General features: G+C 45.8%; 11 protein-coding genes. All 11 read right to left on the bottom strand.

The genetic code is table 11. From position 1 onward, the window contains the following. Positions 1-106 precede the first annotated feature (106 nt). A complete protein-coding gene (locus VNE01S_RS13265) occupies positions 107-1,744 on the bottom strand; it encodes a HAMP domain-containing sensor histidine kinase (RefSeq protein WP_082331646.1) in 1,638 nt (545 codons plus the stop codon). 35 nt (positions 1,745-1,779) lie between these two features. Next, positions 1,780-2,586, bottom strand: a complete 807-nt coding sequence (locus VNE01S_RS13260; protein ID WP_373278565.1) for a phosphate/phosphite/phosphonate ABC transporter substrate-binding protein — start codon at positions 2,584-2,586, stop codon at positions 1,780-1,782. A 128-nt stretch (positions 2,587-2,714) separates the two neighbouring features. After that, positions 2,715-4,832: a PAS domain-containing sensor histidine kinase gene (locus tag VNE01S_RS13255; RefSeq protein WP_053394561.1), complete on the bottom strand. Its 2,118-nt coding sequence runs from the start codon at positions 4,830-4,832 to the stop codon at positions 2,715-2,717. A gap of 61 nt (positions 4,833-4,893) precedes the next feature. Then, positions 4,894-6,264 (bottom strand): response regulator c-di-GMP phosphodiesterase, NosR family, encoded by a 1,371-nt coding sequence (nosR, locus tag VNE01S_RS13250; protein ID WP_053394560.1) that lies wholly within the window; start codon positions 6,262-6,264, stop codon positions 4,894-4,896. A gap of 970 nt (positions 6,265-7,234) precedes the next feature. Next, positions 7,235-7,993 (bottom strand): SDR family oxidoreductase, encoded by a 759-nt coding sequence (locus VNE01S_RS13245; RefSeq protein ID WP_053394559.1) that lies wholly within the window; start codon positions 7,991-7,993, stop codon positions 7,235-7,237. 9 nt (positions 7,994-8,002) lie between these two features. Beyond that, a complete protein-coding gene (gene mmsB, locus VNE01S_RS13240; RefSeq protein ID WP_053394558.1) occupies positions 8,003-8,899 on the bottom strand; it encodes a 3-hydroxyisobutyrate dehydrogenase in 897 nt (298 codons plus the stop codon). Positions 8,900-8,941: 42 nt separating this feature from the next. After that, positions 8,942-10,087 carry an enoyl-CoA hydratase/isomerase family protein gene (locus VNE01S_RS13235; protein ID WP_053394557.1) on the bottom strand — a complete coding sequence of 382 codons (1,146 nt, stop codon included), beginning with the start codon at positions 10,085-10,087 and terminating at the stop codon, positions 8,942-8,944. Positions 10,088-10,097: 10 nt separating this feature from the next. Next, positions 10,098-10,874 carry an enoyl-CoA hydratase gene (locus VNE01S_RS13230; protein ID WP_053394556.1) on the bottom strand — a complete coding sequence of 259 codons (777 nt, stop codon included), beginning with the start codon at positions 10,872-10,874 and terminating at the stop codon, positions 10,098-10,100. 27 nt (positions 10,875-10,901) lie between these two features. Beyond that, entirely contained in the window at positions 10,902-12,056 is a 1,155-nt protein-coding gene (locus VNE01S_RS13225; RefSeq protein WP_053394555.1) for an acyl-CoA dehydrogenase family protein, read from the bottom strand. An 87-nt stretch (positions 12,057-12,143) separates the two neighbouring features. After that, positions 12,144-13,637, bottom strand: coding sequence for a CoA-acylating methylmalonate-semialdehyde dehydrogenase (locus VNE01S_RS13220; RefSeq protein WP_053394554.1), 1,494 nt, complete (start codon positions 13,635-13,637; stop codon positions 12,144-12,146). A gap of 68 nt (positions 13,638-13,705) precedes the next feature. After that, the gene (locus VNE01S_RS13215) at positions 13,706-14,884 is read right to left on the bottom strand and encodes a thiolase family protein (protein WP_053394553.1); all 1,179 of its coding nucleotides are present in this window, start codon (positions 14,882-14,884) and stop codon (positions 13,706-13,708) included. Positions 14,885-15,004: the final 120 nt, after the last annotated feature.

The following is a 15,004-nucleotide window of genomic DNA, read 5'->3' as shown; positions in this document are numbered from 1 at the left end:
GAAATGTTTACGAGCAAATGAAAAAAAACAGGCACTACGTTAAATGTAGTGCCTGTTTTTATAGATAGACGTCTAACTATGACATGCCGTTCTAATTGCTATAAGTCTACATCGAGCACGTCAACCGATTTTCTGGCTCATTGACAGGTATGCTCAAAGTAAATCGGCTCCCTTCACCGACCTTGCTCTCAACATAAATGTCGCCCTGATGTTCCTGTGCGATTCCATAGGCTATCGCTAACCCCAGTCCCGCACCTTTGCCGACGGCCTTGGTGGTAAAGAATGGATCAAACAGTTTTCCTTTATCTTCTTCAGTGATCCCTTTTCCTGTATCAGTTACGCTGAGCTCTAACCTGTCGCCATTCTGTTTGGAACAAATAGTAATCGTGCCCTGATCTTCAATCGCGTGGCCCGCGTTTAGCAGAAGATTAAGCAGCACTTGATTGATTTGTCCGGCACAGCAATAAGTGAGCGGCAACTCACCTAATTCTAATTTGATATCACAGTGATATTTAAGCTCGTTGCTGGCCATTTTAAGCGTAGATTTGATGCACTCATTGAGATCACACAGCGAGTAATTTTCGCTGGTATCAACGTGTGAAAACTCTTTTAACCCTTTGACGATATCCCTCATTCGTTCTGTGCCTTCAATGGTGTCTTGGAGCAGAGGTTCAAGGTCTTCATTCATAAAGTCTACATCGTATTCTTCATACAGATGTGCAATTTTCTGTTGCTGCTTGAGTATGTCTTCAGGCTCTGTCAGTTGAGATAGCACCTTATATTCATCCAGCATTTGTCGGTAGTTTCTTCCGTAAACATCTAGCGAATGTAAGTTGCTCATAATAAAGGCAAGTGGGTTGTTAATCTCATGGGCGACACCCGCAGAAAGCACCCCGATAGAGGCCATTTTTTCGGAATGAAGAAGTTTCGCCTGGGTGGCTTTGAGTTCTTGGTTTGCATGCTCAAGCTGTCTGTTTTTATTCTCGATTTGGAGGGTTCGCTGTTCCACGCGATTTTCTAAAAACCGGTTCAGCTCTTTAAGTTCAAGCTCGAATTGATCACGCCGCTCACTCGCTTCTCTCAGGTGGTTAGCCATCGAGTTAAACGCTTTTGCTACGTACGCGATGTCATCTTTACCTTTCACTTGAAGTTCAACATCCAGTTTCCCATCCGAGATAGATTGAGCTGCGGAGCTAAGAACTCGCAACTGACTCGTCAAATAGGTCCCTAATAAAAATGAAAAGAAGGCCACCAGCCCCATCTCTAAAATGGCAACCCCGGTACTAAGGCGTTTTGCTTCCGCGATAGTGGATTGAATACTGCTGATATCAAGCCCTATCTCCACTCGACCATATACCTCGCCGCCCTCGGCTATTTCAGCAAAGGTATCAAACACACCATCTGCAGCATTTTCTACGCTGCTATCCGCCACAAACTTTTTCTGCAAGAATTCGCTGCTACCGCCTTGTGCAAACACTTTATCGCCTTGTCCTACCACACGGGCGTAGACAAGATCTTGGTTTTCTAGAACTTCCTTAACGAATGCGTCAAGCGAGGCTAAATCATAAGAGAGAACCGCATCTTTGGTTGTGGTCGCAAACAGCGAAGCAGTCGTAGATGCGCGTGTCTTCAGAGCATCGTAGTTCGTCGTACGAAGGTAGTTCAGCGTCATTGAAACCAAGATCAACAACAGCACGGCTTCAATCAAAGCAGTGCCTATAATAGTTTTGAGCCTAAACGACACGAATGCCCTCCCCTGGATTTTCGAACATGGACTGACTACTTAATGACCTCGTCGAGTAGTTTGATATTCAATGCTCTGACATCATCCCAATCCGCGTTCTCTGCCAATTCAATGCCTTTAAAATTGATATCTTTTAGCAGCGCCTTCCCCTTCGGATCTTGGTTCATCTCAAGCAATGCGGCTTTGATTTTTGCAACCGTGTCTGCGTTGACTCTAGGGTGAATCGCAATCGCATGTGGCGTATAAGTTGGCGTGGTCCAAAGTACCTTAAGCTGATCACGGATCTCTGGTGCAGAATTATTAAATGTACGCATAACACCACCACCAGCAGGAAAGAAACCGCGGGCAACGTTCATGTATACAGAATCGTGTGAAGAAACATAACTTGGGATTATTTCAATCCCTTGCTGCTCCATTTTTGCTCGCGGAATAATACTTGCGGCAAATGCAGCTGGAGATGGAAAGGCCATTTTCTGCTTATCTAACTCGGCGATATCTTGAATAGGGCTATCTTTATGGACAACAACAATACCTTTAATACGTTTGTCTTTTTGTCGCGCTATTGCCTGATATCCAGGTACTTGGTGGAAAACCGTGTAGTGATAGGGATTCATGTACGCAATGTCGTACTCGCCTCTCGCTAGACGCTTTTCAAACGTTGGAATATCACGCGCGGTACTAAATCGGATATCTTCACCTGTTTTTTCACTAAGGTATTGAAAAATAGGTGTCCAGAGTTTTGCCATTTTATTGGCTGATTGCTGCGGGACCACACCAAAATAAAGACTGCTCGCATTCGCCGACGATACCGCCAGCAGCGACATTAATATACCCAGATAAATTGTTCGCAAAGTTCTTTTCCTTCTTATTTTTAGCAAATTACACACTCAGTAAAGCCTATGAAGTGGCACTTCGGCACTATATGGCGTGCTGCTGCCCATTAACCCAGGCTGACTATTTTTATGACAAGTTAAATATTCTCAGCTTGCAGCTCTAAAGACGTTTCGTTTTCTTGGTTCTGGTCGTCACGCATAAACTGCCTTATTGGCAAATAAACATAGAACGATGTCCCTTCCCCAACCTTACTGACCACGTCGATTCTGCCACCATGTTTTTCTATAATGCCGTAAGAAATCGACAGCCCTAAACCAGTGCCTTCGCCCAAAGGCTTGGTGGTAAAAAATGGATCAAATAGATTAGGTATGTTCTCTGGCGCGATTCCGCAGCCTGTATCTTTCACCTGAATCCAAACTTCGTTCTGCGTAAAGCCTGTACGAATGGTAATGGTCCCGTAACCCTTTATCGCATGTGACGCATTCACCAATAAGTTCAAAAACACTTGTCCTAATTGCGAAGGGATACATTCGATTTCAGGAAGTTCACTGAATTCTTTTATTAAGTCGGCTTTGTATTTGAGCTCATTAGTCACGACCTTTATGGTACTTTCCAACACATGACTTAAATCACTAAGATGCCACTCGTCAGAACTGTCGCGAGAAAACTCTTTAAGCGCAGCGATGATTTGTTTCACTCTATCTACACCTTCAGTCGTCTCATGTAGCAGCTCTTGGATATCCTTTTTTAAGAATTCGTAATCAACCTGGGACTTATATGCGCGAATTTCTTCCGTATCGCTTGAGTTATTCTCAACATATTGTTCATACAATTCGAGCAGACGCATCAGGTTTTCCGTGTATTGGCTTAAGGAATTAATGTTTGAATTGATATAGCCAACGGGATTGTTGATCTCATGCGCGACCCCAGCCGCAAGTTGCCCAATAGACGCCATTTTTTCAGATTGCAGCAACTTTTTGTGCGCAACGCTAAGCTCATGGATTATTTTTTTCTGCTCAATGCTAGTAAAACGCAATGACTGTTCGAGTTCTTTTTGAGCAGTAATATCAGTAGCAATAAACAGACTGCTAGATATATTTCCCGTTGCGTCTTTGATGGGGGTCAGTTGAACAGATAACCAAGAGTTAGCACCATTTGGGCTAGTGAGTTGGAACTCCTTTCGCCATCCACGCCCGACACTTTCCGCTAAAATAATCTTCTCGACTTCTTCCATTATCAGCTGATTGTCATACAGTGGGCTGTCTATCTCATTTGTACTGTCGGCTGAAATCGATAAACAGGAGTTGTGGTACACGATCTCACATTGCGCGTTAAATATGATCACCGCTGCCGGACTTTGCTCTATGGCTTGCTGCAAAATACTATTGTTTTCACTCAAATTCTGGTTATCCGCGCGCAAACTGCCCAATGTATTGTTGAGTTTCTTCGTTAACTCTTCGAGTGCCAACTCTACGAGCTCAATTTCATTCTTTTTCACTAATGATGGCTTCAACGCGTCAGAACAGAGTGACAGAGGTAGTGAATTGATATCATTGACCAGCTTATTTAACGGACGGCTAAGCAGTTTTTTACCAAAATAGAGAAACAGCACCCAAAGCGAAAACGTTTTGATGAACGCAACCAGTAGAATGACGATGAAGGTATGGCCTGTTTCTGCAATCACCATGTCACGGCTGGTGTAGAAACGAGCATAACCGATAGGTAGATTCTGCGTTCCACTAGGAGCAAATAAAGGCGCTTTGTGCTCAAACATACTCAATGCAAAGGTTGGCTTGGCGATACTCAATGAGGCTGATTCTAGCGTGGCTTGAGGCCAGGCACGTTCGCTATCAGCAACTATGCCCTTTTGTAGGACAACCTCTCCCGAAGCGGTTGTAATACTGACCCCTGTAATCACATGATTAGCCATGACATCTGTTAGTATTTTGTCCAGATATGCGATGTCATAGCGCCATAGCGCATTTTCTAAACGATGGGAAAAAATATTCTCAGATGTTTCTATTTCATAGTGAACGTGTTCTTTTGAATCTTTATATTCCATCACTACTTGTAAAACTGTCGCAATAAGCGCGACAAGACAATAAGCGCCAAACACATTTTTGAGCAGTTTTGCACTGATGGATTCAAAAACATTAAACGTCAATGATTCCTTTAGAGACTGGCTTGCGAGAGAGCGGCTGGTGGCTACTTGCTTGGTCTGTTTAAAAGTAATTTTAGGAATTCTTATACTCATACTTTCGAACCTTGTTGCATTAAAGCAAACATTCATTATGCGCACGCATGAAATGCGTAAGTTACTCGCTTAGTTTCGACGTTTCGTCGTCTAACACATGGATCTCAAAGTACGTTTCGTTATTTTTTTCAAAGGCAAGTAATCGATTGATCAGCCCTTCTGTAAGCTGTCGACCTTTTGGTAACAGCAAACGTTCATGACTGTGTAAATCACGCGCTAAGGTCATCCCAGATAACAAATGACGAGCACTAAGAACAATTTCTGTCGGTTCTTCACTGTCGCTTAGTTGCGGGGTCACAATATCACTCAGTACTTTTGTCAACGTGGGATCGTATAAGTTGCCGCTCTGAGCTTGTATACGCTTCAAAGAGGCTTTCGCACTTTGTGGAATACTTAAGTGTTTTGTCCCTTGGTACGCATAGAAGTCCTTGGCAACCGATAAGATACGAGCCCCAAGCGGAATATCGTGTGTACTAAGCCCGATGGGAAACCCAGAACCGTTGTAATACTCCTCATGGGATCGAATAATAATGGCTGCTTTTTTTAACCCATCAACACAAGCCAGTACGTCATGCCCAACGGTTGGATGACCATGATATTGCGCTTGTTCACTCAGCTCATACGTGCTGGTTGGGCGATTAAGTAAGTGGCAAGGTAAGCTCACTTTACCCAATTCGTGAAGCATACTGGCAGCAAAAATATCTTGAATATCACTCTCATTCAGTTTGAGAACCTGAGCCATTTTCTTGCTCAATTCAGCCACTTTACTCGCGTAACGATATGACAAGCCGTCACGCGTATTGATCAGGCTCATAAACGCTTTAATGGTATCTAAATACGTTTTATTCAGCTTGCGGTTAGCTAAACGAAACTTGCCAACAGCCATCTCTATGTCTTTTGTTCTTGCGTCGATCGTTTTTTCTAGATGGTCGTTGAGTTCTTCAAGCTGAAGGTTTTTCTGCTGGGCTAAGAACGCGTTTTGCTGTTTTTCTTGCTCAAGTTGACGGCTGCGCAACGCTTCTTCTACCAACTCAACAATCGCGTCATCATCCCATGGCTTGCTTATGTAACGGTAAATACTGCCTTCATTGATCGCATTTACTGTCGAGCCAAGATCGGCATGACCCGTCAAAAGAATACGTATTGCATCTTTATTTATCTTGACGGCTTCAGCAAGAAACTGGTCGCCTTTCATTCCTGGCATCTGCATGTCAGAAATAACAACGTCAATAGAGTTTTCACGTAAAACCTCTATACCTGTTTCACCATCACTCGCCATAAAGGTAGTAAAGCCGTGTCGTTTAAATAGCCGATGTAGTGCCGACAATATATTGCGCTCATCATCAACAAACAGGATATTTTTCACTCCTGCTAATCTATCTTCTGACAATTGGTCACCTAGCTCTAACCGATCATTATTGTTACTTTTCATCGTTATTATCTTCTAGATTAAAGAGAACGTTTGTCGCAGATCTTTCTCTAGAGCCCTCGTAAATAAAGAGGCACTCCGCCCTACAAACAAACCATCGCTTTCTCTATCTATTGGTCACAATATTATGTACCACTTTATCAATAGCAATAAAAACATGACATTGGTTCCAAAAATGACGCACTTATGTGATGCAAATCTTAATTATTTGCAAGGAAAAACCTCAATCACTTTAAATACGTGTAAAAATCACACAAATAACTCCTAACTGATTCAGCTTACATTCGTGCAAATTTCGCTCAGAACGTTGCAATATCACTTGTATTTGTGATGTAAGAATAGAGAAAAGAACCTTCTCTTCAAGGAACGAGAATTATCAAAAATTCCGTAAATGCCACCAGAATTTTTTGCTTGTTAAGCTCACCATCAGCAACGCCAAAGGTGAATTAATGATTTGCTTGACCATTTTATGAAAAGCTTGAGTGTCTCGTGGATTTTTGATTGCTGTAGTAATAAGCGGCGCAGGAAATCATCAAGTTGGATTATCGCATTAAAGTAATACTGGTAAGTAAAATTACTTATGGAAATACCCCACTCAGAGATACGGCTAAATAACAAAATAGCAGCGACTTATCTTCCGTAACGCTGCTTTACCATCTTAATCTATGGTAGAGGATAGATTGAACAATTACCTTTTGACCAAAAACACAACATAATCAATTGAAATCAATTGGTATTATCATTTTTAGGCCATAATTCTTTGGAATTTTCTTCGAATGCTCGGCACTAAAGACTACGTTTTAGGCCAGTGTGACGATGATGATGTTGCTTAAACATTGGTTGATGTCGCTGACTTCGGATTATATTAGGTTGTTAATGTGAGCCTTGCGGGTACAGAAGCAGATACATCTATGGCAGCACCACATATTGCAGGGTTAGCGGCTTAACTGCGCGCTAACCCTATTGCTTTGCCTTACATCCGCATTCCGCCATCGACTTCCAACACTCTTCCGGTGACGAATTCATTAGTTAATACATATTTGATCGTTGAAGAGATTTCGTCCGCCAATCCTAAACGACCGACAGGAATCATCTTGACCAAACGTTCCATCGCGTCTGGTTTAATTTGATCTGTCATTGCCGTTTTGATCACTCCAGGAGCAATCGCGACTGAGCGAATGCCAAAGCGCCCCAACTCTTTAGCCCACACAGCCGACATTGTTGCAACCGCCGCTTTGGATGCGGAGTAATTGGTTTGGCCGATGTTGCCAGCACGCGCCACACTAGAAATGTTGATCAACACGCCTTTACTGTCGGTGTTGAGCATCACTTTGCTCGCTTCACGTCCACAAAGGAAAGTCCCTGTTACATTCACATCCATAACCGACTGGAACTGCTCCAGTGACATTGTATTGACTTGCCCATCTTTCACTTTAATGAACATACCGTCACGCATAATGCCCGCGTTATTGACCACACCATTAAGCTGCTTGAAGTCACTTTCAATCTGTTCAAATGCGGAACACACCTGTTCTTCGTCCGTGACATTGGCGACATAACAGCGTGCAGTGACTCCTCGCGCTTCACACTCAGCTTTCGTTTCAGCCAGTTGATCTGGGGTTAAGTCAATCAGTGCCAGATTAACGTGACTTTCCGCCAGCGATACTGCCATCTGTTTCCCCAATCCTTGCCCTGCGCCTGTAATGGCAATGACTTTATTTGCTAATTCCATAGTCTTTCCTTATGCCTGTTGCTGTTTTTGGTAGAACTCAAACAAGCTAGAAAAGTCTTTCTGTCCGTTGCCCTGACCATTATGAAAATTGAAAAGATTTCTCGCGAGACTGCCCATTGGCGTCGAGCTTTGGCTGGCAGTTGCTGCTTCCATGGCAAGGCCGAGATCTTTCGCCATAAGCTGACTCATGAAACCGCCCTGATAACCGTTACTCGCAGGGGTGGTTTCCATCACGCCTGGGCACGGGTTGTACAGCTCTAACGCCCAGTTGCGGCCAGAGCTTTGCAACATGATGTCGGACAACACTTTTGGGTCTAGCCCGTTTTCTATGCCCAAATTCAGTGCTTCGCAAGTGCCACTCATTAGAATGCCCAGCATCATGTTATTGCAGATTTTCGCCACCTGACCTGCACCAGCATCACCCGCATGGAAAATGTTTTTACCCATGTGGCTAAGCACGGCTTTCGCTTGGATAAAGTCCTCTTGAGAGCCACCAACAATAAAAGTCAGTGTACCTGCAGCGGCACCAGCTACACCGCCAGAAACAGGCGCATCAACAAAACTGATGCCTCGCTGTGCGGCTTTTTCTCCAACGCTTCTTGCTGTCGCAGGATCAATGGTCGAAGAGTCGATGAGCAGCGTGCCAGAATCTACGCTATCTAAGATGCCATCTTGACCAAGATAAACACTTTGAACGTGTTGACTCGCTGGTAGCATCGTGACGACAACGCTCGCGCCTTGAACCGCTTGCTGAACCGAATCGGCGCTCGAAGCACCAAGTCCTGTGAGCTCCTCAACCGCGCTTGGGTTTAGATCGAACACTTCAACATTAAGTTCCGCTCTGAGTAGGTTCTTAGCCATGGGCGCACCCATGTTACCAAGTCCGATAAATGCTATTTTGTCCATGTGATATTCCTTCTGTATTCCTTGAAGCTGAATTGCTGGAGGCTATATTCCTTGCAACTGTTGTGGTTCCGGAGCCATTTGAGTCGCGGTCAGTGGATACTCGGTTGAGTCAATCGGGGCAAAAAAACGCTCCAAAACCTGTGGCGTCACATCAGAAACACAGCTGTGTTGCCAATTTGGTTGGTTCGTTTTGTCAATAATTAACGCGCGAACCCCTTCTCTGAAATCACCTTCTAAACCACAACGCAATGTCAGGTTAAACTCCATATCAAAGCACGCTTTTAATGGCAGCTTTTGGTACTGAGTGAGCTGCTGGTAGGTAATATTGAGAGAAAGTGGACTACCATAGTTCAGTGCTTTCTGCGCATTAATGAACCATTTATCCTCTACTTCGATACTGCTAATTGCTTCCACAATATCTGCTAATTCTCCGGTGCAAAGCTGTTCTATCAGCGTCTCATGGGGCATTAGCATTCCAGTGCCCAACTCATCGACTTCTATAGAATTGAGAACCGAAGAAAGTTTGTCGTGAATGTTTGATTGACGGCTCCAATTCACGCTCGCTAACGAATCTAATAAACGGGTTTTACTTTCCGGAGAGGCAACCCACCTACTCAGGCCGAGAGCTTTCATGTCTGTCGCATTGATTTGGCAAGCAGTTAAGCCAAGAAACAGCGCAAAATGCTTAGGGAGCTGATTTAAGAAATAAGTTGCGCCAACGTCAGGGTACAAACCTATCTTGATTTCAGGCATCGCAAATCGCGTGGTCGTTTCCGCTACGCGATGACTCGCGCCCATAAACAGGCCCACGCCACCGCCCATCAGATAACCATGCCCCCACGCGATGATTGGTTTGGGATAGGTGTGGATGAGATGATCACAACGGTATTCAAGATCGAAAAAGGTTTCCATCGCAGAAAACGCCGAGTCAAAGTCTTGTTCTTTGTTCTCTAACGCGCGGTAGATCGCTTGGATATCACCACCGGCACAAAACGCTTTATCGCCCTTCGCATGCAAAAAGACCGCGACGATGCTGTCGTCCATTTGCCATTCAAGCAGTTGGTTGTAGAGTTGCTCTATCATCACATAGCTAAGCGCATTGAGGGCGCTTGGGTTGTCTAACTCCAACACACCAATGGCCGAGCCGTCGGCACACTCAATTTGTGACACATTTACTTTGCTGGCCATGACGCCTCCGTTAACTGTTGGTCCAGTTAGGTTTACGTTTCTGCAAAAATGCATTCACCCCTTCTGCCTGATCTTGGGTATTGAACAGCTGCAAGAACAGCTCTCGTTCTAATACCAAACCAGCAGCATGAGTTTGCGTGCGTCGGTTTTGGATTAACGCCTTACATGCAGAAACGGATTGCGGTGATTGACCTGCGACACGCTGTGCGAGTTCCATCGCCGCATCTAGCGCCTGACCTTTATCAACCACTTCTTCGACTAAACCGATTTTCTCGCCTTGCTTTGCTGTCACACGTTCGCCACACAGGATCATGCGCTTCGCCCAGCCTTCACCAACCAAGGCAGTCAGGTTTTGCGTCCCGCCCGCGCAAGGCAGTAAACCGACTGACGCTTCCGGCAGTGCCATTTGAACTTGTTCTTCTGCGATACGAATATCACACGCCATCGCCACCTCGAGACCACCGCCCATTGCATAACCATTAATCGCCGCAATAGAAACACCATCGAACGCTGACAGCGCTTCAAACGCTTCACCAAATGCGAACGCCATATCTGCCGCTTGTGATTTATCCCCCGAGGCAAAGTTGTTCAGGTCTGCCCCCGCAGAGAAGAATTTCTCCCCCTCACCCGTGAGCACCAACGCGTAAACAGAGCGATCATTACTCAGTTCTATCGCCAGCTCTTTAAGTTGATTGAGAGATTCAAGCGTCCAAGTATTGGCAGGTGGATTACTAATCGTCAGCTTAGCAATGTGCGCTTCGCGCTCTAATTTGATTTGTGCCGTCATAATCTTTTAGTCCTTTTTAGTTCCGTTCTAGACCAGCTCAACGCCTTCCGTGAGTAAGCGTCTTGCGACAATCAGACGCATAATTTCATTAGTCCCTTCAAGGATTTGATGAACACGAACGTCTCTGAAATGACGCTCGACTGGATATTCTTTGATGTAGCCATAGCCGCCATGGATTTGCAGCGCCTGATCACACACCTTAAAACCCACATCGGTGGCAAAGCGTTTCGCCATTGCACAATAGGCGCTTTTTTCTGCGTGTTTCGCGTCCAGTTTTGCGGCGGCGAGTCGCACCATTTGGCGCGCTGCCACCAGCTCTGTCGCCATATCAGCCAGTTTGAACTGTAATGCTTGGAATTGTGCCAGTGAACGTCCGAACTGCTTACGCTCGGTCATGTATTGCTTGGCTTCATTGAGTGCTTGTTGCGCGGTGCCGACCGAGCAAGTAGCAATATTGATTCGACCACCATCTAAACCAAGCATGGCGAATTTAAAGCCTTCGCCCTCTTCTCCTAATAGGTATTCTGCGGGGATACGCACATTTTCGAAGGTGATCATTCGTGTTGACTGGCAGTTCCAACCCATTTTGGCTTCTTTCTTTCCATAGCTAATGCCTTCACTATCAGCAGGAACGATAAAGGCAGACACACCACCCGCGCCTTCACCGCATGAGCGTGCCATCACGACCAACACGTCTGTATCGCCCGCGCCTGAAATAAAGACTTTTGCCCCATTCAAAACGAATTCGTCACCATCTCGTACCGCACTGGTTTTAAGGGAGGCCGCATCAGACCCTGCATTGGGCTCGGTTAAGCAATATGAGGCGAGCTTCTCGCCTGACACTAAATCCGCACTAAATTGCTCTGCCACTTCTGGTGTGGCGAAGCTAGTGATCATCCACGTCGCCATATTGTGGATGGTCATAAAGGCTGTGGTTGCGGTACAACCCATGGCTAACTGCTCAAAAATAATGGCGGCATCGAGGCGAGAAAGCCCTAAACCACCGTGCTCTGGAGGCGTGTAGATACTTAAGAAACCCAGTTCACCCGCCTGACGAAGCACATCTTTAGGGAAGTGGTGAGTTTCATCCCATTCCGCCGCATGTGGCGCGAGCATTTGATCTGAAAACTGTTTGGCGGCGTCTGCAAACGCTAGCTGATCTTCATTTAATTCAAAATCCATCTCGAAATCCTAAGCTATGAATTGTGTCAATCGAACGGAGCCAAGCCGATGTCACAACTTGGCTACCAATGTCGCTAAATAGAGTGATTATTTCAGTTGAATGGTCATATTGGGACCACTTGGGATATCATCTTCAAACCAGCGAGAAGTCACGGTTTTTGTCTCCGTGTAGAAGCGTACTGCTTGCTTACCGTACGCATGCAGATCGCCATAGAAGCTGCCTTTCCAACCGGTAAACGAGAAGAACGGCAATGGCACCGGAATTGGCACGTTAATACCCACGTTACCCACTTCAATGTTGTGCTGATACTTTCTCGCTGCGGCGCCATTGGCCGTAAATATTGATGTGCCGTTACCAAAACGATTATTGTTGATTAGTTCAATGGCCTCATCTAAGTTGTCGACTTCCATTGTCAGCAGCACTGGGCCAAAAATCTCTTCCTGATAAATCGACATATCTGTTGTTACGTTAGTGAACAGCGTTGGTCCAACCCAGTTGCCGTTAGGCAGACCGTCTACGGTGCAGTCCGTACCATCCAGCACACAGTTCGCGCCCGCCGCTTTGCCTTCGCTAATCAGATTCACGACACGTTGCTTCGCTTGAGGACTGATCAGTGGGCCGTAACCCGCGCTTTCGTCATCCCACGCGCCAGGTTGAACCTGAGATAACGCCTCTTTAAGCTCTGGAATCCACTCTTTGGTATCGCCAACAAACACCGCGACCGAAATCGCCATACAGCGCTGCCCTGCCGCACCAACCGATGCGCCAACAAGGTTATTAATCACTTGCTGTTTATTCGCGTCTGGCATTATCACCGTATGGTTCTTCGCACCCGCAAATGATTGAACGCGCTTCAAGTTATCAGTACCCGTTTTGTAGATATACTCGCCGACTGGCACTGAACCCACGAAAGAGATCGCGCGAACCACTGGGTCGGTTAGAATGCGGTCAACTTGCTCTTTCGTACCATGCACAACTTGCAAGACGCCTTTTGGTGCACCTGCTTGTTCAAACAGCTCTGCCAGTTTCATCGCGGTAAGCGGCACTTGTTCTGACGGCTTCAAAATGAAGGTGTTACCGCAAGCCACTGCCATTGGGAACATCCACAGCGGGATCATCGCTGGAAAGTTAAACGGCGTAATACCAGCACAAACACCAAGCGGTTGAACATAAGAGTATCCATCAATGTTCGTTGCGACGTTTTCAACCGTTTCACCCATCATTGAACTACAAATATTCGCGGCTTGTTCCACCACTTCAATACCACGCCAAACGTCACCTTTTGCATCCGCAAGGGTTTTACCTGTCTCGCTGGAAAGCAGTATTGCCAACTCGTCATGCTGCTCTTTTAGTAGATGTTGGTAGCGCAGCATGAGTCGCGCACGCTCTGGCGCTGCCACTTCTTTCCAACGCTTAAACGTTTCCGTCGCGCTGGCGATTGCCGCGTCCATTTCCGATTCCGTGGCACAAGGTACTTGCGCTATCACTTCGTTGGTTGCCGGGTTGGTTACATCTAGCCATTGCTTTGAGTCGGAAGCGGCGAATTCACCACCGATATACTGCTTTACTTGTTCTGTCATGATGACATCCTTGTATTTTCAGCTTTTAGTAAGGTCTGTTGTGTAGTTGAAACTTTGTTGAAAATGATTTAGCAGAGTTCAATCGCGATTGCGGTTGCCTCGCCACCACCAATACAAAGCGATGCAACGCCGCGTTTACCGCCTGTCTGTTTCAGAGCATGAATCAGAGTGACCAGGATTCGGTTACCACTTGCACCAATTGGGTGGCCTAAAGCACATGCGCCGCCGCGTGGATTCACTTTGCTTTCGTCCAGTTCGAACGCTTTTACTGCGTATTGAGTCACAACGGCAAAAGCCTCATTGATTTCCCAAAGGTCAACATCTGATTTGTCCCAACCTGTTTTTTCCAACAGGGTTTCAATGGCAAATACCGGCGCGATGGTGAACTCTTCTGGCTGTCTTGCATGCGTACTGTACGCCACGATTTTGGCAAGAGGTTGCAGGTTTTCCTGACGACCAAATTCACTGTCAACTAAGACCATTGCCGATGCACCATCAGAAATTGAGCTTGAGTTTGCTGCCGTTACGCCACCATCTTTAGCGAATGCAGGGCGCAAGGTTGGAATTTTCTCTACATCCAGTTTGCTCGGCTGTTCGTCGTCGGCCACAACTATTTCGCTGCGTCTGCTTTTTACGTTAACGGGAACAATCTCTTCTTTAAACAGGCCTTGTTCAATCGCTTGCTGAGCACGAGTGACAGATTGCTGCGCCCAAGTGTCCATACTTTCACGGCTAAATTGATACTTTTGCGCGGTTTGTTCAGCAAAGACGCCCATCAACTCTCCTTGATAAGCATCCTGCAAACCGTCATAAAACATGTGGTCGAGCACTTGCTCGTGACCCAAGCGAAAACCCTCTCGCGCTTTCTTTAATAGATAAGGAGAGGAAGACATGTTCTCCATACCACCCGCGATAACCGCATTCGCGTTGCCAGACTGGATAAGGTCATGAGCCAGCATCACAGTCTTCATACCAGATCCGCAAACTTTGTTCAGCGTCGTACAACCAATCGATTGTGGCATTTCCGCTTTTAAACTGGCCTGTCTTGCGGGCGCTTGACCCGCACCGGCTGGGAGTACGCAGCCCATCAAGACCTCATCAATCTTTTCTGCATCTAGCTGGCTTTCGGCTAGCGCACCTTGAATTGCTTTCGCGCCTAATTGAGTGACATCGGTTGAAGCTAGTGCCCCTTGAAAAGAGCCGATAGGCGTTCGTTTAGCGGCAACAATCCATGTTTCATTTTTCATTTCGTTAACCTTCTGTTGACGTTTACGTCATAACTATACTAACATTTACGTTAACGTCAAGTTTGAGGTTATTGTTTGTTCGAGTGGCTCGTTTGTTTTGTTTAAATGCGAGTGATATCA

Source organism: Vibrio nereis NBRC 15637 (assembly GCF_001591105.1).
GTDB lineage: Bacteria > Pseudomonadota > Gammaproteobacteria > Enterobacterales > Vibrionaceae > Vibrio > Vibrio nereis.
This window is presented reverse-complemented; position numbering and strand designations above follow the sequence as displayed.

Coding starts and splice junctions, on each gene's coding strand:
- VNE01S_RS13235 (WP_053394557.1), bottom strand. CDS start 10,087: ATGGCCAGCAAAGTAAATGTGTCACAAATTGAGTGTGCCGACGGCTCG.
- VNE01S_RS13220 (WP_053394554.1), bottom strand. CDS start 13,637: ATGACAGAACAAGTAAAGCAGTATATCGGTGGTGAATTCGCCGCTTCC.
- nosR (WP_053394560.1), bottom strand. CDS start 6,264: ATGAAAAGTAACAATAATGATCGGTTAGAGCTAGGTGACCAATTGTCA.
- VNE01S_RS13245 (WP_053394559.1), bottom strand. CDS start 7,993: ATGGAATTAGCAAATAAAGTCATTGCCATTACAGGCGCAGGGCAAGGA.
- VNE01S_RS13255 (WP_053394561.1), bottom strand. CDS start 4,832: ATGAGTATAAGAATTCCTAAAATTACTTTTAAACAGACCAAGCAAGTA.
- VNE01S_RS13230 (WP_053394556.1), bottom strand. CDS start 10,874: ATGACGGCACAAATCAAATTAGAGCGCGAAGCGCACATTGCTAAGCTG.
- VNE01S_RS13225 (WP_053394555.1), bottom strand. CDS start 12,056: ATGGATTTTGAATTAAATGAAGATCAGCTAGCGTTTGCAGACGCCGCC.
- VNE01S_RS13215 (WP_053394553.1), bottom strand. CDS start 14,884: ATGAAAAATGAAACATGGATTGTTGCCGCTAAACGAACGCCTATCGGC.
- mmsB (WP_053394558.1), bottom strand. CDS start 8,899: ATGGACAAAATAGCATTTATCGGACTTGGTAACATGGGTGCGCCCATG.